Consider the following 19,666-nt stretch of genomic DNA (forward strand, 5'->3'; position numbering starts at 1 on the left):
ACGCACCCCATTCGGGAACGGCGCGGGCCGCGCGTACGCCGCTCAGGGGTGGCGCGGGGCGGCCGAGGCCACCGGCGGTTCGGATTCCGCGGAGACCGACGGCAGCGGGTCCGAGTACTCCTTGGCGGGGCCGGCGGGGCTGTCCACCCCGCTGGTGGCAGGCGGGGCCACCGGGCCCTGCCGGCTGCTGGAGGAGGCGCCGCGGAAGACGGCGGTGAAGGCGAGGGCGACCACGCCGATGCCCATCAGCACGGCGAGCGCCCAGGCCACCGGCCGGTGCCAGCGGGCGTGGCCGCGGTAGGGGCGGCGGAGGCTGCCGTAGCGTCCGTACGGGCCGTAGGCGTCGTCCGGGTCGAGATCGCGGGCGCCCGCGCCATGGCCCGCGCCGGGTCGGAATCCGCCGCGTCCGTCGTCGTGCGCCTCGTCGTACGCGTCCTCGTCGGCGGGCGCGGAAAGAGCGCGCCGGGACTGGGCCGCCGCGAGCATCCGCTCGGCCGCGGTCGGCTCGTGGATCGTGGCGGACCGTACGAAATCCTCGTCGAGTACCACGGAGGCGAACGGGTCTACCGCGTCCCCATGGCCGTGTTCCTGGCTTTCGGGCTCTTCGCCGTCCGGGAACGGCCTGCCCCCCGCGTCGTCCGGCACGTCTCCAGCGTAGCCCCGCGGACGCCGATTTGGGCAGGGAGTACGGCGATTGGCAGACGCGGGGAAGCGGGTCCGGAGCCGGGGGCCCGAGGCCGCGCGTACGACCGCGAACCCCCGGCCCTCCGGCCCCTCGAACCTCAGCGCGTGTGCCCGTCCCCGGTCACGATGTACTTCGTCGACGTCAGTTCCGGCAGCCCCATCGGCCCGCGCGCGTGCAGCTTCTGCGTCGAGATGCCGATCTCCGCGCCGAAGCCGAACTGGCCGCCGTCCGTGAAGCGGGTGGAGGCGTTGACCGCGACCGCCGCCGAGTCCACGAGCCGGGTGAAGCGGCGGGCGGCGGACTGCGAGGAGGTGACGATCGCCTCGGTGTGGCCGGAGGACCAGAGCCGGATGTGGTGGACGGCCGCGTCCAGCGACTCCACGACGGCGGCGGCGATGTCGTACGAGAGGTACTCGGTCTCCCAGTCCTCGAAGGTCGCCTCGACCACCGTCGCCGGGGACCCCTCGGCCAGCTCCAGCACCCGCTCGTCGCCGTGCACGGTGACGCCGGCCTCGGCCAGCGCGGCCAGCGCGCGCGGCAGGAACGCGGCGGCGATGTCCTGGTGCACGAGCAGCGTCTCGGCGGCGTTGCAGACGCTCGGGCGCTGCGCCTTGGAGTTGACGAGGATGTCGACGGCCATGTCGAGGTCGGCCTCGGCGTCCACGTACACATGGCAGTTGCCAGTGCCGGTCTCGATGACCGGGACCGTGGACTCCTCGACGACCGTGCGGATCAGCGAGGCCCCGCCGCGCGGGATCAGCACGTCCACCATGCCGCGGGCGCGCATCAGCTCCCGTACGGACTCCCGGCTCTCCCCCGGCACCAGCTGCACGGCGTCCGCGGGCAGCCCGGAGCCGCCGACGGCGTCGCGCAGGACCTTCACGAGGGCGGCGTTGGAGGCGGACGCGGAGGACGAGCCGCGCAGCAGCACCGCGTTGCCGGACTTGAGGCAGAGGGCCGCGGCGTCCACGGTCACGTTCGGGCGGGCCTCGTAGATGATCCCGACGACGCCGAGCGGGACCCGGACCTGGCGCAGGTCGATGCCGCCCGGCAGCGTGGAGCCGCGCACCACCTCGCCGACCGGGTCGGGCAGGGCCACCACGTCCCGTACGTCCTTGGCGATGGCGCGGACCCGCTCGGGGGTCAGGGTCAGCCGGTCGACGACGGACTCGGCGGTGCCGGCGGCCCGCGCGCGCTCGACGTCCTCCGCGTTGGCCGCGACGACGTCCTTCGTACGGACCTCCAGGGCGTCGGCCATGGCCAGCAGCGCCTCGTCCTTGACCGACCGCGGCAGTGGCGCGAGGTCGGCGGCCGCGGCGCGGGCGCGGTAGGCGGCGCGCAGCACCGGGGACTGCGGCATCGGGTCGGCCAGGGGCGAGGGGAAGACACTGCTCATGACGGCAGCCTACTGAGCGCGCGGCCCGGCCCCACCCCTTATGGCGCATATCCCGCTCCGCGAGACGGCGATCGCGCCACGGCCGCGAGCGCGGGGCGGCCGGCCGGCCGGGGAGCGTACGCGGCGGGGGCCCGGCGCGGCCCGTACGACCCGCGCCGGGCCCCCGCTCCCCTCGGAAGGGGCGCACGCCCGCCCTCAGAAGGGGTGCACGCCCACCGGGGAGGCGGGCGGCGGTCCGTAGCCCTCCGCGATGCGCTGGTGGTAGGTCTCGCGGTCGATGACCTCCAGGCCGACGATCTCCCACGGCGGGAGCCGGGCCGTCGAGCGGTGTTCACCCCAGAGCCGGAGCGCGACCGCCGCCGCGTCGTGGAGGTCCCTGGCCTCTTCCCAGTAGCGGATCTCGGCGTGGTCGTTGGCATAGCGGCTGGTCAGCAGAAAGGGGTGGTCGTGCGCGAGCTGTTCGAGCGCCCGCCGAACCTCCTTCAGGGGCGCCTCGGCGCCCGAGACGCTGAGCGTGACGTGCCACAGCCGCGATTCCTCGGCGCCCCGGGGCTGCGGTTCGGACCTGGTCTCCGTGGCGCCGCCCCCACCCGGCGCCTGTATCTCCTCGCCTGTCCCGACGCTGGTCAGTGCGCGCTCCGCCGTCCCTCGGGGCAGCGCGCCCGAGCGCCCTCGTCTCACCGGCGGCCTCCTGTTGATCGCTGCTCCGCGCGCGTGCGGCGGAGCCGTTCCGTGCTGTTTCCCGCTGCTGCTCGCAGCATGTCCCTTGCGGACGGGCCGCTGCCCTGGGCGGCCCCGTTCTTCAAAGTTGACCAGTCCGGGGGCGGCCGCGTGGCGGTTTTGCCGAAGGTGTCCGTACAAAGACTGGTGGAGGGCCGGACTTCTCCCCCGCGCGCCCGGCGCCGATAGGCGGCTCACATCCCGCTGAGGCGCTCAGCTGCCCAGGCGCTCAGCGGCTCAGCACGACCAGATCGTCGCGGTGCACGACCTCGCGCTCGTACGCCGGTCCGAGCTCGCGCGCCAGGTCCCTGGTGGAGCGGCCGATCAGCTGAGGGATCTCCTTGGCGTCGAAATTGACGAGGCCGCGCGCCACCGCGCGCCCGGCGCCGTCCCGCAGCTCGACCGGGTCCCCCGCCGAGAACTCCCCCTCGACCGCCTCGATCCCGGCGGGCAGCAGCGAGCCGTGCCGCTCCAGCACGGCCCGTACGGCGCCGTCGTCCAGCGTGAGCGCGCCGCGCGGCGCGGAGGCGTGCGCGAGCCACAGCAGGCGGTCGGCGGAGCGCCGTCCGGTGCGGTGGAAGTACGTGCCGGTGGGCCGCCCGGCCAGCGCGTCGGCGGCCTGGCCGGCGGAGGTCAGGACGACCGGGATGCCCGCGGCGGCGGCGATCCGGGCGGCCTCGACCTTGGTGACCATGCCGCCGGTGCCCACCCCGGCCTTGCCCGCGCTGCCGATGGCGACGCCCTCGAGGTCCGCGGGGCCGGCGACCTCCGCGATCCGGGCGGTGCCGGGGGTGCTGGGGTCGCCGTCGTAGAGGCCGTCGACGTCGGAGAGGAGGATCAGCAGGTCGGCCCGGACGAGGTGGGCGACGAGCGCGGCGAGGCGGTCGTTGTCGCCGAAGCGGATCTCGTCCGTCGCGACGGTGTCGTTCTCGTTGACGATCGGCACGGTCCCCATGGCCAGCAGCTGGTCCAGGGTCCGGCAGGCGTTGCGGTAGTGGGCCCGGCGGCTGGTGTCGTCGGAGGTCAGCAGCACCTGGCCGACGCGGCGGCCGTAGCGCGCGAAGGAGGCCGTGTAGCGGGCGATGAGCAGGCCCTGGCCGACGCTGGCGGCGGCCTGCTGGCGGGCGAGGTCGCGGGGGCGCCGGTCGAGGCCGAGCGGCGCGAGGCCGGCGGCGATGGCACCGGAGGAGACCAGGACTATCTCCCTGGGCCGCGGCCCGCGGACCTTGGCGAGGGCGTCGACGAGCGCGTCGACCCGGTCGGCGTCGAGCCCGCCCGCCGCGGTGGTGAGCGAGGAGGAGCCCACCTTGACCACGACCCTGCGGGCGTCCGTCACGTCCTGTCTCGCCTGTGTCACGCGCGTACAACCCCTGTGCTCGCCGATGCCGTGCCTGCTTGTCCGGCTTGTCTTGTCCGGCTCGTCTTGTCCGATGCGTAAATCTACGGCAGGCGGCGGCGGACGCGCCGGGGCGTTTCGGTCTCCGGACGGGGCCGGCGGTCACGAAGGGCGTGGCGCGAGGGAGGAGGCACGGGGGCGGAGGCGGGAGGGCGGAGGATATCCCTCAGAGCGCAGGTGAATAGTCCTTTTTAGGGTGATTCACATCACGGCAGATTGCTACCGGGCCAACGCTCGACATACGGTCAGTGGTCGACCCTTCCCACAACCGGTCATCCTCAACCCTCCAGTCCTTGCTGCCAGGAGCCCGCCCAGTGCCTTCTGCCGGAACAGCCTCCCGCCGAGCCGCAGCGCTCGCGGCGCTGCTCGCGATGCTCGTGTTCTTCGCCGCCCAGCTCATCGGCGCGCTGCTGCCCAATGTGCCGCTCTTCGTCGCCGCCTCGGCAGCGGGGCTCGCGCTCGACCTCGTCCTGCAGCACCGCGATCCCGGCCTGCTCTCGCTGCTGAGCCGGATCCGCCTCGATGTGACGGTCCGGCAGCTGCTGCGCGACATGCTGATCATGGTCGGGCTGCTGCGCGTCCACAACATCGACCCCACGCACGAGCACGCGCCGCTCTTCATCGGCCTGCTGCTCTTCTACTGCGCGCACTTCGCGTGCCAGGCCGCCGCGGTGGCGGTCCGCCGGGCCCGCACGCTGCCGTTCCTGACCCGCAACATCGACGCGTCCGGACTCCACCTGTCCGCCGCCCCGCCGCGCCTGCTGGCCCGTCAGCAGGGCCGCCGGCTGCTGCGCTTCACCGCGCCGGCCAGCGTCGGCCTGCTCACCACCGCCGCCACCGGCAACGCCCTGTGGGGCGAGATCGGCCTCGGCGTCGCCCTGGTCCTCGCCATCGGCGGCACGGCCTACCTCGCCACCTGGCTGCTGCCCAAGAAGCGCATCGCCGTCGAACAGCAGGCGCTGGCCTGGCTGGACAAGTGGCTGGCCGCGTACCAGCCCACCGTCGGCATGTACTTCTCCGGCGGCACCTCCTCCGCGTACCAGGCGAACATGTGGCTCTCCACCCTCGCCGAGCTGGACGGCAACCCGGTCATCGTGCTCCGCGAGCGGTTCATGGTGCAGAAGATCGAGGCCACCGACGTGCCCATCATCTGCATCCCCAAGGTCGTCCACCTGATGGCCCTGGAGGAATCGTCGATCAAGATGATGCTGCACCCGGCCAACTCCGGTAAGACCTCGCAGGTGCTGCGCATGCCCTCGATCAAGCACGCGTTCACCAACCACGGCGAGAGCGACAAGCTCTCCAGCTGCAACCCGTACTCGAAGGCATACGACGAGGTCTGGGTCGCCGGCCCCGCCGCCCGCGAGCGCTACCAGCTCGCCGACATCGGCGTCGAGGACAAGGACGTCGTCGAGGTCGGCCGCCCGCAGCTGGCCCCCATCCAGCCGTACGCGGGCGCGCCCGAGGGCGAGTTCACCACCGTGCTGTACGCGCCGACCTGGGAGGGCTGGGACGGCAACCCCGGCAACACCTCGGTGATCCTCGCGGGCGAGAACATCGTCCGGGAGCTCCTCGCCGACCCCAAGGTCCGCCTGCTCTACAAGCCGCACCCGATGACCGGCTCCGTCGACCCGCGGGCCGGCCGCGCCAACGAGCGCATCATGGCGATGGTCCGCGAGGCCGCCGCCAAGCGCTCCGGCGCCCGCCCCGGCCCCGAGGCCGCCGCCGAACTGGCCCGCCGCACCGCCGAGCTGGACCGGCTGACCACCAGCACCTTCCGGGAGAGCGCCGACGAAGTGGAGCGCATGATGCTCCAGGGCACCCCCGAACCCGGCCGCGCCGCGACCGTGGAGGCGGCCACCGCCGCCTGGGAGGCCGCCTACTGGGCCTCGCTGCCGGCCTGGGAGCACCAGGTCATCACCGACGCGCGGCCCGCCCTCTACACCTGCTTCAACCAGTCCGACCTGCTCATCAGCGACGTGTCCAGCGTCGTCTCGGACTACCTGAGCAGCGAGAAGCCGTACGCGGTGGCCAACACCAGCGGCATGCCGGAGGACGAGTTCGTCGCGGGCTTCCCGACCGTCAGCGCGGCCACCATCCTCACCCCGCAGGCCGAGGGCGTACCGGCGCTCCTGGAGGCCGTGCGCGACCCGGGCAAGGACCGCCTCGCCACGGCCCGCGCCGAGCTGAAGGTGGAGCTGCTGGGCCCCTCCGACCCGCCCTCGCTGACCCGCTTCAACGCCGCCGCGCTCGCCCTGTGCGGCAAGGCCGACGAGCGCCGCGCCCGGATGGCGGCCCGCGCCGCCGGAGACGTCCCCTCGCCCCGCGACATGGACCCGGCGGCGGACGAGCTGGGCCCGGCCACGGACGACGCGCCGGAGACGCGCGCGTCGGTGTGAGCGGCCCGTAACCGCGGAAGGCCCCGGGAGGACGATCCTCCCGGGGCCTTCGCTTATGTCCGTCTCCTACATGCCCGTACGCCCGCGCCAAAGGGCCCAGAGGTCTCAGAGGCGCTCGGAGGGGCTCAGAAGGGCTTGAACTCGTCGAACTCCTGCTCCGCCTCGTCCCGCGCGTCGGCGCGGTCCCGGCGGCGCTGCGCGGCCGGCCGCGGGGCCTCCATGCGGTGGTCCTCGCCGCGGCGGCCGAGCATCTCCGCGCCGGCGGCCATGGTCGGCTCCCAGTCGAAGACGACCGAGTCCTCGTCGCTGCCGATCGCGACGCCGTCGCCCGCGCGGGCGCCCGCCTCCAGGAGGGCGTCCTCGACGCCGAGGCGGTTGAGCCGGTCGGCGAGGTAGCCGACGGCCTCGTCGTTGTTGAAGTCGGTCTGGCGCACCCAGCGCTCGGGCTTCTCGCCGCGCACCCGGTAGATGCCGTCCTCGTCCGCCACGACCGTGAAGCCCGCGTCGTCCACGGCCTTCGGGCGGATGACGATGCGGGTCGCCTCCTCCTTGGGCTTGGCGGCGCGCGCCTCGGCCACGATGCCCGCGAGCGCGAAGGACAGCTCCTTCAGGCCCAGCCGGGACACGGCCGACACCTCGAAGATCTGGTAGCCGCGGGCCTCCAGCTCGGGCCGGATGATGTCGGCGAGGTCCTTGCCGTCGGGGATGTCGACCTTGTTGAGGACGACGAGCCGCGGCCGGTCCTCCAGCCCGCCGTACTCCGCCAGCTCCGCCTCGATCTGGTCGAGGTCGGAGAGCGGGTCGCGCTCGGACTCCAGCGTCGCCGTGTCCAGTACGTGCACGAGCACCGAGCAGCGCTCGACGTGCCGCAGGAACTCCAGGCCGAGGCCCTTGCCCTGGCTGGCGCCGGGGATGAGGCCGGGCACGTCGGCGATGGTGTAGACGGTCGAACCGGCCGTCACCACGCCGAGGTTGGGCACCAGGGTGGTGAAGGGGTAGTCGGCGATCTTCGGCTTGGCGGCCGAGAGCACCGAGATCAGCGAGGACTTCCCGGCGCTGGGGAAGCCGACGAGCGCGACGTCCGCGACGGTCTTGAGCTCCAGGACCACGTCGCCGGCGCTGCCCGGCTCGCCGAGCAGCGCGAAGCCGGGGGCCTTGCGGCGGGCCGAGGCCAGCGCGGCGTTGCCGAGGCCGCCGCGGCCGCCCTGCGCGGCGACGAAGGTGGTGCCCTCGCCGACCAGGTCGGCGAGGACCTCGCCCTTCTTGTCGAGCACGACGGTGCCGTCCGGCACCGGCAGGACCAGGTCGCCGCCGTCCTTGCCGGAGCGGTTGCCGCCCTCGCCGGGCTTGCCGTTGGTGGCCTTGCGGTGCGGGCTGTGGTGGTAGTCCAGGAGGGTGGTGACCGACTGGTCGACGACCAGGATCACATCGCCGCCCCGTCCGCCGTTGCCGCCGTCCGGGCCGCCGAGCGGCTTGAACTTCTCACGGTGCACGGAGGCGCAGCCGTGGCCCCCGTTACCCGCGGCGACATGCAGCTCGACGCGGTCCACGAAGGTGGTCATGACGGTTGCCTCCAGATAAGGACGGGATTGTTCTCTGTACTAACACGCCGAGGGCGGACCCGCTTCCCGTCGCCGGGAAAGCCTGGTCCGCCCTCGGAAAAGGTGCTGGGTCGTGCCGAAAGCTGATTACTCAGCGATCGGGACGATGTTCACGACCTTGCGACCACGGTGGGTGCCGAACTGCACCGCACCGGCGGCCAGCGCGAACAGGGTGTCGTCGCCGCCGCGACCGACGCCCGAGCCCGGGTGGAAGTGGGTGCCGCGCTGGCGGACCAGGATCTCGCCGGCGTTGACGGCCTGGCCGCCGAAGCGCTTGACGCCGAGCCGCTGGGCGTTGGAGTCGCGACCGTTCCGAGTGGACGATGCGCCCTTCTTGTGTGCCATGTCTCCTCAGTCCCTTACTTAGCAGCCGCGTCGATGCCGGTGATCTTGATCGCCGTGTACTGCTGGCGGTGACCGATCCGCTTGCGGTAGCCGGTCTTGTTCTTGTACTTCAGGATGTCGATCTTGGCACCCTTGTGGTGGTCCACGATCTCGGCCTGGACCTTGACGCCGGCCAGCACCCACGGGTCGCTGGTGACCGCGTCGCCGTCGACGACGAGCAGCGTCGAGAGCTCGACCGCGTCGCCAACCTTGCCGGTGGAAATCTTGTCGACCTCAAGGACGTCACCAACAGCAACCTTGTGCTGGCGGCCGCCGCTACGCACGATTGCGTACACGCGGATCTCACTCTCTCGCTAGTAAACGGGACCTCTGATGCCAGCCGCTCACACGGTCCGCGAACGGTCCGTGGGATCCGAATGGACGAGCGGCCTCTACCGGCGGGGCCGGAAGGGATGTGCTCAGGGGTTTGGCGCGTTGCACACGCCGACGGTCCAGGGTACGGGGCCCTTGACCACGGGGTCAAACCGGTCCCGCGCGGGTACGGGCGGCGGCCGGTACGGACTGCCCGCACCCCTGCCCGTACGGGCGTACGGTCCGGGCTCGTACGGGCTCGCCCGCGCGCCCCCGGTACGGGCCGGGGCCGGTACGCACGGATGCGTACCGGCCCCTTGCGCGGGTCACCGAGACGATCGGTTCCCGGCGCTGACGACCGTGCCTGCGGCTCAGTCCTCGGCGGAAGCCGACACGGAGGACTGCGGCTGCTCCGCCGCCGCGGCCTTCTTCGTCGTCTTCTTGGCCGTGGTCTTCTTCGCCGTCGTCTTCTTGGCGGCCGTCTTCTTGGCCGTCGTCGTCTTCTTCGCCGCGGTCTTCTTGGCGGCCGTCTTCTTGGCGGGCGCCTTCTTGGCCGTGGTCGTCTTCTTCGCCGTAGCGGCCTTCTTACGGACCGCCTTCTTGGCCGGGGCCGCCTCTTCGGAGTCGGCGGGCGACTCCTCGGCCGGCGTCTCGGCGACCGCGGGCTCAGCCGCCGGGGCCTCCGGCTCCGACTGCTCCGGCTGCTTCGACTGCTCCGCCTGCGGCTCGGCCTTCGGCTGCTCCGCGGGCGCGCTGACGACGACCACGGCGGCGTCCTCGGCGCCCGTCGGGGAGCCCGCCGGGGCGGTCACCTTGCGGGTCGCGCGGCGGCGCGTACGTACCGGCTTCGGCTCGGCGACGGGCTCGGGAGCCGTCTCGACGACCGCCTCGGGCTCGACGGCCGGGGCCTCGGCCACCGGCTCGGCCTCGGCGACCGGCTCCGGCTCGGCCGGCACGACCACCGTGGCCGCCGCCGCGGTCTCGGCGTCGGCACCGGCGCCGGTCCCGGCCTCGGTCTCGGCCTTCGGCGAGCCCGCCGGAGCGGTCGCCTTGCGGGTCGCCCGGCGGCGTCCCCGGCCGCCGCGTCCGCGCGACTCGGCGGCCGCCTGCGCCTCGGCAGGGCTGCCGAACCACTCGTCGTCCGCCTCGACCGCGGGCCGCAGCTCGGCCTCGGTCACCGCCACGGGCTCCAGCTCGGGCTGGGACTCCTCGTCGGCCACGGCCGCCGGCTCGTCCGCGAGCGGCTGCTCGTGGCCGTGCTCGTGGTCATGGTCATGCTGCTGGCCGCCGCCCGCGGACTTGCCCTTCTTCTTGCCGCGCTTGCCGCCCCCGCCGCCGCCGGCGGCGGTCGGCTGGTCCATGTGGACGATCACGCCGCGGCCGTTGCAGTGCACGCACGGCTCGGAGAACGACTCCAGCAGGCCCTGCCCGACCCGCTTGCGGGTCATCTGGACCAGGCCCAGCGAGGTGACCTCGGCCACCTGGTGCTTGGTGCGGTCCCGGCCCAGGCACTCCAGCAGCCGCCGCAGCACGAGGTCGCGGTTGGACTCCAGCACCATGTCGATGAAGTCGATCACGATGATGCCGCCGAGGTCGCGCAGCCGCAGCTGGCGCACGATCTCCTCGGCCGCCTCCAGGTTGTTCCTGGTGACCGTCTCCTCCAGGTTGCCACCCTGGCCGGTGAACTTCCCGGTGTTGACGTCGACGACAATCATCGCCTCGGTCCGGTCGATGACGAGCGAACCGCCGCTCGGCAGCCAGACCTTGCGGTCCAGCGCCTTCATCAGCTGCTCGTCGATCCGGTACGTGGCGAAGACGTCGACGTCCGACGTCCACTTCTGCAGCCGGTCGGTGAGGTCGGGGGCGACGTGCGCGACGTATCCGTGGATCGTCTCCCAGGCGTCGGCGCCGCTCACGATGACCTTGGAGAAGTCCTCGTTGAAGATGTCGCGGACGACGCGGACGGTCATGTCCGGCTCGCCGTAGAGCAGGGTCGGGGCGTTGGAGCCGCCGCCCTTCGCTTTCTTCTGGATCTCCTCCCACTGCGCCTGGAGGCGCTCCACGTCCCGGCGCAGCTCGTCCTCGCTCGCGCCCTCGGCGGCGGTGCGGACGATGACGCCCGCGTCCTCGGGGACGATCTTCTTGAGGATCTGCTTGAGCCGCGACCGCTCGGTGTCCGGGAGCTTGCGGCTGATGCCGGTCATCGAGCCCTCGGGCACGTACACGAGGTAGCGGCCCGGCAGCGAGACCTGGCTGGTGAGCCGGGCGCCCTTGTGGCCGATCGGGTCCTTGGTGACCTGGACCAGCACGGACTGGCCGGACTTCAGGGCGGTCTCGATGCGCCGGGGGCCGTTGGCCATCCCGAGCGCCTCAAAGTTGACCTCACCGGCGTACAGGACGGCGTTGCGGCCCTTGCCGATGTCGACGAAGGCGGCCTCCATGGACGGCAGCACGTTCTGGACCTTGCCCAGGTAGACGTTGCCGACGTAGCTGGTGGCCTGCTCCTTGTTGACGAAGTGCTCGACGAGGACGTTGTCCTCCAGCACGCCGATCTGGGTGCGCTCACCGCTCTGGCGCACCACCATCACGCGCTCGACGGCCTCGCGGCGGGCCAGGAACTCGGCCTCCGTGATGATCGGCACCCGGCGGCGGCCCTGCTCGCGCCCTTCACGGCGGCGCTGCTTCTTGGCCTCCATACGGGTCGAGCCCTTGATGGACTGGACCTCGTCGAAGCCGGTGCCGGGCTCGCGCTCGGCGTCCTTCTTGCGGGGCTCGCGGACCTTGACGACCGTACGCTCCGGGTCGTCGCCGCCCCCCTCGGCGTCCTGGCCGTCACCGCTGCGGCGCCGACGACGGCGGCGGCGCCGGCTGCTCGCGGAGCCCGAACCGTTCTGCTCGTCGTCGTCGGCCTCGTCCTCGGCGGACTCGGCGTCCCGCCCGGACTCCGGCTCGGCGTCGGACTGCTCGCTCTCCTGCTCCTGCTCGTCGTCGGAGTCCGCGGCCTCGCCACGGCGACGGCGGCGGCCGCCGCGGCGACGGCGGCGCGAGGGGCGGTCGCCCGACTCGTCGTCGCCGTGCGCGGCGTCCTCGGAGTCGTCGGCCTGCTCCGCGTCGGCGTCGGCGCTCTCCGCTGCCGGGGCGGCGCTCTCCTCGGCGGGGGCGGCGGGCGCGGGGGCGGCGTCCTGCTCGTTCTCGGCGGCCTCACCGCGACGGCGGCGACGGCGACGGCCGCCGGACTGCCGCTGCTCGGCGGGGGCCTCGTCCGCCGTCTCGGGCTCGTCCTGCTCCGCCTCCACGGAGGCGGCGGCCGCGGCCGCGGCGCTCTCCGGCGTCTGGAACATCGGCTCGGTGAACACCGGCGCCTGGAAGACGGCGGACGGCGGACGGACGGCGCGGCGGCGGCTGCGGGCGCGCGAGGTGTCCTCGGCGGGCGCGGCGGGCGTCTCCTCGGCGGCGGGCGCGGCGCTCTCAGCACCCTGCTCACGGGCTTCCGGCGCGCTCTCGGAGCGGGCCGCGCGGCGGCGCGTACGAGCGGGCTTCTTCGGCTCCTCGGGGGCGACGGGCTCGGGGGCCGCGGCCTCCTCGGCGACGGCTTCCTCGTCCTCGGCCTCGTCGTCCGCCACGGGCTCCTCGGCGACGGCGGGCTCTTCGGCCACGGGCTCGGCGACCGGGGCGGCGGCCTTGCGGGTGGCGCGGCGGCGCGTACGAGCGGGCTTGGACTCCTCGGCGACCGGCTCGGCGGCAGCCTCACCCGACTGGGCCGCGTCCGTCTGAGCGGCGTCGTCCGTCTGAGCGGCGTCCGTCTGGGGCGCGCCCTCGGGGGCGACCGCCTTGCGGGTGGCACGCCGCCGCGTACGGGCGGGCTTGGCGTCTCCACTCACCTCGGCCGGCGTCTCCGCGACCGGGGCGCTGGGCACGACGGCGTCGGCGACGGCCGCCGCCTCGTCATCCGTACCCGTACGGGGCGCTCCCGCCGGGGCGGTCGCCTTGCGGGTGGCGCGGCGGCGCGGACGCGCGGGGGCGGTGTCGGCCGGCGCCTCGGCGACCGGCTCGGCGGCCGGGGCGTCCTCGGCGGCATCGAGAGTGGTGGAAGTGGTGGTGGTGACGGCCGCCGCGACGGCGTCGCCGGTGGCTGCGACCGGCGGACCCGCCGGCCGGGATGCCGCGCGGCGCCGGCGGCGCGGCGGCAGGGTGTCGCTGGGGGTGTCGTCTGTGTTGTCCCCGGCGGCGCTGTAGCGCGCCGCTTCATTGGGTTCGATCGGCTCGAACATGCGGGCGGTTCTCCCGTCACGCTCCCGGGCGCCGCGTCTGTGTCCGGTCTGCGGCCCGCGTGATGTCCGCGGTTCCGCCTCCGGGGCGCGGGCGCCGCACGGGAGCTGTCGTCTCGCTCGCCGGGTCCGAGTTGTCGGCACCGGCGAAAGTCTCCTGGTCAGTGCGCCTGCCGGACCGGGGTGGCTCCCTGGTGGATCGGCGGCGCGTCGACGGCCGTCCTACGCGGAACCTTCCCCGGCCTTCGGCGGGGAGTCCCCGGCCGTCGCCTTCGCGGCACTCAGCCCGGCGGCCGTGGGTGGGGCGGCCGTGGCAGCGTCGCGGTCGGGCGCGAGCGGGTCGGTCACCGTGCCGGACTCCTCATCGAGCAGCCCCTGCGCCAGCCTGGTCACCGCAGCGGGGACCGGCGGCGCCAGGTCGGCCGTGGCGCGGAGACCGGACAGGACGTCGTCGGGTCGAACGGCAGGTGTCAAATGCCGAACAACCAGCCGCAGTATCGCACAGGCAGTGAGGTCGGGCCTATCGACCGGGGCCGCGAGTGCTTCGAGGCGGACGACGGCGGCACGCGCGTCGAAGGTCCGCAACCCGTTTTTCGTACGGCGCTCGACCTCCACGGTCTCCGCCGCCAGAAAGGCCGCGACGGCCCGTTCGGCGTCCTCGGCCCGTACGCCGTCGAGCCGCAGCTCCCATACGGACGCCTGCAACCGGTCGGCGAACGACGAGGTGTGCGCCTCCACCGCGTCGGTGATGTCGAGCCCGGCGGGCATCGACTCGTCCAGCAGTGCGCGCAGCTTCTCGGGGTCGCGCGCGGCGGTGAGCTGGATCTCCAGGTACTCGGCCTCGCTGCCCGTACCGGTGGGAGCGGCGTTCGCGTACGACACCTTGGGGTGCGGGGTGAATCCCGCCGAGTACGCCATGGGCACCTCGGCGCGGCGCAGCGCCCGCTCGAAGGCGCGCTGGAAGTCACGGTGGCTGGTGAACCGGAGGCGGCCGCGCTTGGTGTAGCGCAGGCGGATGCGCTGCACCGCGGGTGCGGGCGGCGGGCCTTCGGGCTGTCGCTTGCCCAGTGTTACTTCTCCTTGGTGCGGGGGCGCTACTGGACGCCGTCCCAGCGTCGGCGGGGACCGTCCCGGATGGCGCACGTTCGAGCGCCGTCCTGTCCGGATCGCCCCCGCGTGGGCGGGGACAACAGTCGCGCCCGGACGTTGTTCCCAGGGTACGTGCCCCACGCCGCGCCGCTCCCCGGCGGCCCCTGCCAGGTGATACAGCCCCGGCCTGCTCCGAGCCCGCTCCGGGCCCGCGCCGGGTCACCCGGCCGTGGCGATCCAGTACCGCAGCTTGCCCCCGCGCTCGTCCTCCAGCTCGCCGCCGCACGCCTCGATCACCCGGCGGGAGGCGGTGTTGCCGACGTCACAGGTGACGAGCACCGGATCGATGCCGAGCGAATGGACGACGGGCAGCGAGGCCCGCAGCATCCCGGTGGCGTGCCCGCGGCGCCGCGCGGAGGGCCGTACGCCATAACCGATGTGCCCGCCGAGTTCGAGCAGCGCGGGCGTGAGCCGATGCCGTACGGAGAGTCGCCCGAGGTATTCGTCCCCGTCCACATACCAGAGCGTGGTCACGGCCCCCCGCCCCTGGGACTCGCCCGCCATACCGTCCGCCAACATCCGTATATACCCGGCGAACACCGCGGGATCGTCCCACCGCCCGTGGTACTCCCGAATCTCCCGAGCCATGGTCGACTTCCGCGCCGCACTCCCGTGCCCCTCGGCACGGAACTCGTCCATGGCGGCGAGGAAGGAGGCGTGGACGCGGGCGGTAGGAGCGATGAGCTGCGGCATCGGGCCATTCTGCACGGGCCTCCGCAAGCCGCCCGTAAAGATCAGCCGACGGTCCCGGGCTCCGCGAGCCACTGGGTCCTGAGCCCCGTGTGCTTGGCGACGGTCTCGAAGTCACGGTCGTAGTGCAGCAGCGTGAGGCGGTGGTGCAGGGCCGTCACGGCGACGAGGAGGTCGACGATTCCGGCGGAGCGATGACATCCCGCACGAGCCAATCCGCTCTGCAACTCGTGCACCCGGGCCCAAGCATCGTCCGGAACTCCCCGCCACGCGTAGAGAGCCCCGAAACCCTCGTGCATCCGCTCGTACTGATCGGTGGATCGAGCCGAAAAGAGCAGTTCCGCTTCCGTCGGCGCACACATGCCGATGCGCCCCTGACGCAGGACGGGCGCCCACTTCTCCATAGGGCCCGCCCTGTGGATACGCCCGGCGGCCGAGGTGTCGATCAGGAAGCAATCCGCTCCGCAGTCCCCCACGCCCCCCTGACCTCCTCCTTGAACCCAGGTTCGCGCGCCTTGTCGAAAGCGCCTTCTTCGTCCAGGGCGACCAGATCGGCCCACGCCCGCTGTCGCCGAAGCCGTGCCCCTATTTCCGCGAGCGCCGCGTTGACGGTGTCCTTCTTCGTCTTCGTCCCCAGCACCTCGGCCGCCAACGCCAGAGCCTCGTCGTCAATATCGATCATGGTCTTGGACATAAGAGCCGCCCTCTCAAAGAGATGCCGCAATTGGCCGCGAATACGCATTCAGGATACCGAGCCGGCATCAATGCAGAAACATTTCCCCCACCCAGCCAGCAATACGAATTGCTGTGCGAGCGGGAAGCCCCGGCGTCTCCGCCGTGCGGCTCCGCGTCACCGCCCGGTCCCACACCTACTGGATCGACGGCAGCCCGGCGCTCCGCTGGGAGCACCGTCTCGCCTGAGCTGTTTGTCCGGGCTGCCTGTCCGCGCTACTTGTTGACGACCGTCAGCGGCAGCAGCTTCTTGCCCGTCGGGCCGATCTGGATCTCGGTGTCCATCTGGGGGCACACGCCGCAGTCGAAGCACGGAGTCCACCGGCAGTCCTCGACCTCCGTCTCGTCGAGGGCGTCCTGCCAGTCCTCCCAGAGCCAGTCCTTGTCGAGGCCCGAGTCGAGGTGGTCCCAGGGGAGGACCTCCTCGTAGGTGCGCTCGCGGGTGGTGTACCAGGCGACGTCCACGCCGAATTCGGGGAGCGTCTTCTCGGCGGCGATCATCCAGCGGTCGTAGCTGAAGTGCTCGCGCCAGCCGTCGAACCGGCCGCCGCTCTCGTAGACCGCGCGGATGACGGAGCCGATGCGGCGGTCGCCGCGGGAGAGGAGGCCCTCGACGATGCCGGGCTTGCCGTCGTGGTAGCGGAAGCCGATGGAGCGGCCGTACTTCTTGTCGCCGCGGATCTTGTCGCGGAGCTTCTGGAGGCGGGCGTCCGTCTCCTCGGCGGAGAGCTGCGGGGCCCACTGGAACGGCGTGTGCGGCTTGGGCACGAAGCCGCCGATGGAGACCGTGCAGCGGATGTCGTTCTGCCCCGAGACCTTTCGGCCCTCGGCGATCACGTTGACGGCCATGTCGCCGATCTGGAGGACGTCGTCGTCCGTCTCCGTGGGCAGGCCGCACATGAAGTACAGCTTCACCTGGCGCCAGCCGTTGCCGTACGCCGTCGAGACGGTCCGAATCAGGTCCTCTTCCGAGACCATCTTGTTGATGACCTTGCGGATGCGCTCGGAGCCGCCCTCGGGCGCGAACGTCAGCCCGGAGCGGCGGCCGTTGCGCGTCAGCTCGTTGGCGAGGTCGATGTTGAAGGCGTCGACGCGGGTGGACGGCAGCGACAGGCCGACCTTGTCGTCCGTGTACCGGTCCGCGAGCCCCTTGGCGATGTCGCCGATCTCCGAGTGGTCCGCGGAGGACAGCGACAGCAGGCCGACCTCCTCGAAGCCCGTCGCCTTGAGCCCCTTGTCCACCATGTCGCCGATGCCGGTGATCGACCGCTCCCGCACCGGGCGCGTGATCATGCCCGCCTGGCAGAAACGGCAGCCCCGGGTGCAGCCGCGGAAGATCTCCACGGACATGCGCTCGTGCACGGTCTCCGCGAGCGGCACCAGCGGCTGCTTCGGGTACGGCCACTCGTCGAGGTCCATGACGGTGTGCTTGGACACCCGCCACGGCACGCCCGAACGGTTCGGCACGACGCGCGCGATCCGACCGTCGGCCAGGTACTCGACGTCGTAGAAGCGCGGTACGTACACGCTGCCGGTCCGCGCGAGGCGCAGCAGCACCTCGTCCCGTCCGCCGGGGCGGCCCTCGGCCTTCCAGTCCCGGATGATGTCCGTGATCTCCAGGACCGCCTGCTCGCCGTCGCCGACGACCGCGCAGTCGATGAAGTCCGCGATCGGCTCGGGATTGAACGCGGCGTGGCCGCCGGCCAGCACGATGGGGTGGTCGACCGTACGGTCCTTGGACTCCATCGGGATGCCCGCGAGGTCCAGGGCCGTGAGCATGTTGGTGTAGCCGAGTTCCGTGGAGAACGACAGCCCGAACACGTCGAAGGCGCCGACAGGGCGGTGCGCGTCCACCGTGAACTGCGGGACCTTGTGCTCGCGCATCAGCTCCTCAAGGTCCGGCCAGACGCTGTACGTGCGCTCGGCCAGGACGTCCGGGCGCTCGTTGAGCACCTCGTAGAGGATCATGACGCCCTGGTTGGGCAGCCCGACCTCGTACGCGTCGGGGTACATGAGCGCCCAGCGGACAGCGCAGGCGTCCCAGTCCTTGACGGTGGAGTTCAGCTCACCGCCGACGTACTGAATGGGCTTCTGCACATGCGGGAGCAGAGCTTCGAGCTGTGGGAAGACCGAATCGACAGACATCGAGAACTTTCCTGAGCTGACTGGGGGGCGACTCTCTAGCGTAACGCCCCCGGAGCGCCCCGTCGCACGGCGTTCGGCCAGGGCGGGACGGGCGCGTACGTCCGTTCACCGCGCGAAGTCCGCCCTCGGCTCGTTCGCACCCGACGCCATGGCCTCCGCCTCCTCCTTCGTCAGCCACCGGCGCACGCGCGGCGCGGGCGGCGGCGGCTCGCCCTTGAGGGCCGCGATCCGGTCCGGCATCAGCCGCGTCCCGTTGCGCATCAGCCCCTCCTCGCAGTCCGCCGCCGCCCGCTCCTCCCGCCCGTACAGCACCCCGTACGTGAACGCGCTCTCCCCCGCGTCCTGCGCGTGCGCCGCCAGTTCCCGCAGGGCCTCGCGCGCCATGACGCTGTCCTGGTGCTCGCCCAGCAGGCTCTGGAGCGCCTTGGCGTGCGCGGCGACGCGCTCGGCCGGTTCGCCGAGCGCGGGCGCGGCCGCCTCCGCCGCGTACCGCGCGCGCTTCGCCGACTTGCGGGCCTCGTGCATGGCGGTGTCGCGCCGGGGGCCCGGCGGCGCCTCCAGGGCCTCGGAGATCTGTCCGCCCAGCCGCTCGTAGTCCCGCAGCACGGCCGCCGCCAGCGCGTTCTCGGGGCGCTTCGGGCGCAGCGGCGGGTCCGAGACGAGCGCGGCGAGGGTGTCCAGGAGCGTCAGATAGCGCTCGCCGTCGAGCACGGCGAGCAGCCGGCGCCGCGAACCGTGGCGGCGGGCGCGGGACCAGGTGCGCAGCCGGGCGCTGACCGGGCCCGTGCGCAGTTCGCCCGGCAGCCTGCCGAGGGCGGCCGTCAGCCGTTCGGTGAGCACCTCACGGTCCCGGTCGATGCCCAGTTCGCCCGCCAGCCAGCGCAGTTCGACGCCGATGGGGTCGGTGGCCGCGCGGTCGAGGACCTTCCCGTACGAGCGCAGCGCGCTGCGGGCCCGCCGGGTCGCCACCCGCATCTGGTGCACGGAGTCGGGCTGGTCGCGGCGTACGGCCGGGTCGAGCCGGACGACGGCGTCCACCTGCCGCCGTACGTACGCCAGCACGTGGTCGACGGCGGCGCGCGCGGCCGGGGGCGGGGACGGGTCCAGCGGCGGGTCCGGCTGCTTCTCCGGGAGGGACGAGGAGGGCATAAGGCCCGCCTTCCCGCCCTTCGCACCCTCCGGTTCCGTCTCCCGCAGCCCCCGCGCCAGCTTCGAATCGTCCGCCGCGGGCCGCAGCCCCGCCTTGGTGAGCTTCTTCTCCACGGCGTCGAGGAGCGCCTCGCCGCCCCGTTCGGCCAGCTCCACCTCGACCTCGGACCACCGCGCGGTCCGCTCCCCGCTCCCGGCGTCCAGCCGCCGCGCCAGGACGGAGTCGACGGCGACCTCCGCGAGCTGCCGGCCGTCGCCGTCCAGCAGCCGGTGCACGCCGCGGCGGGTGCGCAACCGCAGCAGCGGTACGAGCGCCGCGGTCCGTACCCGCGACCGTACGAGCGCGGCGAGCGCGCCCGGCACGGCGTCGGCGAGCGGGGCGCGGACCTCGTCGCGCACGCCCGGGGAGACCGGCAGCTTGAGGTGCCAGCCCGCGTCGCCGCCGCCGGTGCGCCGCCGCAGGGTGATGCCGGCGGCGGCCAGGCGGCGGTCGGCGGTGTCGTAGTAGACGGCGTCGAGTTCGACGACGCCGTCGTCCGCCACGGTCTTGACCCGGCTCACGCCGGTCAGCGAGGGCAGCCGGGCCGTACCGGCCGCTTCGTACTTCCGCTCGTACTCGCGCACGGTGTCCGCCATGGCC

The 19,666-nt window shown here is 73.0% G+C and carries 15 protein-coding genes; 1 reads left to right on the forward strand and 14 read right to left on the reverse strand.

Translation table 11 applies throughout. The annotated features are described in order from the left end of the window. Positions 1-42 precede the first annotated feature (42 nt). From AB0I49_RS28440 to proB, 4 genes are all read right to left on the reverse strand, one after another. Complete coding sequence (locus AB0I49_RS28440; protein ID WP_363229966.1) at positions 43-645, reverse strand: hypothetical protein; 603 nt, start codon at positions 643-645, stop codon at positions 43-45. Positions 646-782: 137 nt separating this feature from the next. Further along, on the reverse strand, positions 783-2,081 hold the full coding sequence (locus tag AB0I49_RS28445) for a glutamate-5-semialdehyde dehydrogenase (protein ID WP_363229967.1): 1,299 nt from the start codon (positions 2,079-2,081) through the stop codon (positions 783-785). Between the two features lie 195 nt (positions 2,082-2,276). Beyond that, positions 2,277-2,762 (reverse strand): hypothetical protein, encoded by a 486-nt coding sequence (locus AB0I49_RS28450; protein WP_363229968.1) that lies wholly within the window; start codon positions 2,760-2,762, stop codon positions 2,277-2,279. Positions 2,763-3,030: 268 nt separating this feature from the next. After that, on the reverse strand, positions 3,031-4,137 hold the full coding sequence (gene proB, locus AB0I49_RS28455) for a glutamate 5-kinase (RefSeq protein WP_363229995.1): 1,107 nt from the start codon (positions 4,135-4,137) through the stop codon (positions 3,031-3,033). A 374-nt stretch (positions 4,138-4,511) separates the two neighbouring features. Between proB and AB0I49_RS28460 the strand changes: the two genes are divergently transcribed. Next, entirely contained in the window at positions 4,512-6,596 is a 2,085-nt protein-coding gene (locus tag AB0I49_RS28460) for a hypothetical protein (protein ID WP_363229969.1), read from the forward strand. Between the two features lie 125 nt (positions 6,597-6,721). Here the strand turns inward: AB0I49_RS28460 and obgE are convergent, their stop codons facing one another. From obgE to AB0I49_RS28510, 10 genes are all read right to left on the reverse strand, one after another. After that, positions 6,722-8,158 carry a GTPase ObgE gene (gene obgE, locus AB0I49_RS28465; RefSeq protein ID WP_363229970.1) on the reverse strand — a complete coding sequence of 479 codons (1,437 nt, stop codon included), beginning with the start codon at positions 8,156-8,158 and terminating at the stop codon, positions 6,722-6,724. Between the two features lie 126 nt (positions 8,159-8,284). After that, on the reverse strand, positions 8,285-8,542 hold the full coding sequence (gene rpmA, locus AB0I49_RS28470) for a 50S ribosomal protein L27 (protein WP_030876897.1): 258 nt from the start codon (positions 8,540-8,542) through the stop codon (positions 8,285-8,287). Between the two features lie 14 nt (positions 8,543-8,556). Next, a complete protein-coding gene (gene rplU / locus AB0I49_RS28475; protein ID WP_030876900.1) occupies positions 8,557-8,877 on the reverse strand; it encodes a 50S ribosomal protein L21 in 321 nt (106 codons plus the stop codon). Between the two features lie 387 nt (positions 8,878-9,264). Continuing rightward, complete coding sequence (locus tag AB0I49_RS28480; RefSeq protein ID WP_363229971.1) at positions 9,265-13,164, reverse strand: Rne/Rng family ribonuclease; 3,900 nt, start codon at positions 13,162-13,164, stop codon at positions 9,265-9,267. A 219-nt stretch (positions 13,165-13,383) separates the two neighbouring features. After that, on the reverse strand, positions 13,384-14,187 hold the full coding sequence (locus tag AB0I49_RS28485) for a TIGR03936 family radical SAM-associated protein (RefSeq protein WP_363229972.1): 804 nt from the start codon (positions 14,185-14,187) through the stop codon (positions 13,384-13,386). A gap of 282 nt (positions 14,188-14,469) precedes the next feature. Continuing rightward, entirely contained in the window at positions 14,470-15,003 is a 534-nt protein-coding gene (locus AB0I49_RS28490) for a GNAT family N-acetyltransferase (RefSeq protein WP_363229973.1), read from the reverse strand. Positions 15,004-15,044: 41 nt separating this feature from the next. Next, complete coding sequence (locus tag AB0I49_RS28495; protein WP_363229974.1) at positions 15,045-15,404, reverse strand: PIN domain nuclease; 360 nt, start codon at positions 15,402-15,404, stop codon at positions 15,045-15,047. A gap of 41 nt (positions 15,405-15,445) precedes the next feature. Next, a complete protein-coding gene (locus tag AB0I49_RS28500; protein WP_363229975.1) occupies positions 15,446-15,694 on the reverse strand; it encodes a type II toxin-antitoxin system VapB family antitoxin in 249 nt (82 codons plus the stop codon). A 254-nt stretch (positions 15,695-15,948) separates the two neighbouring features. Next, the gene (locus AB0I49_RS28505; RefSeq protein WP_363229976.1) at positions 15,949-17,877 is read right to left on the reverse strand and encodes a TIGR03960 family B12-binding radical SAM protein; all 1,929 of its coding nucleotides are present in this window, start codon (positions 17,875-17,877) and stop codon (positions 15,949-15,951) included. A gap of 105 nt (positions 17,878-17,982) precedes the next feature. Continuing rightward, positions 17,983-19,662 (reverse strand): CYTH and CHAD domain-containing protein, encoded by a 1,680-nt coding sequence (locus AB0I49_RS28510; protein WP_363229977.1) that lies wholly within the window; start codon positions 19,660-19,662, stop codon positions 17,983-17,985. Between the last annotated feature and the right edge of the window lie 4 nt (positions 19,663-19,666).

This window comes from Streptomyces sp. NPDC050617, assembly GCF_040654795.1.
GTDB lineage: Bacteria > Actinomycetota > Actinomycetes > Streptomycetales > Streptomycetaceae > Streptomyces.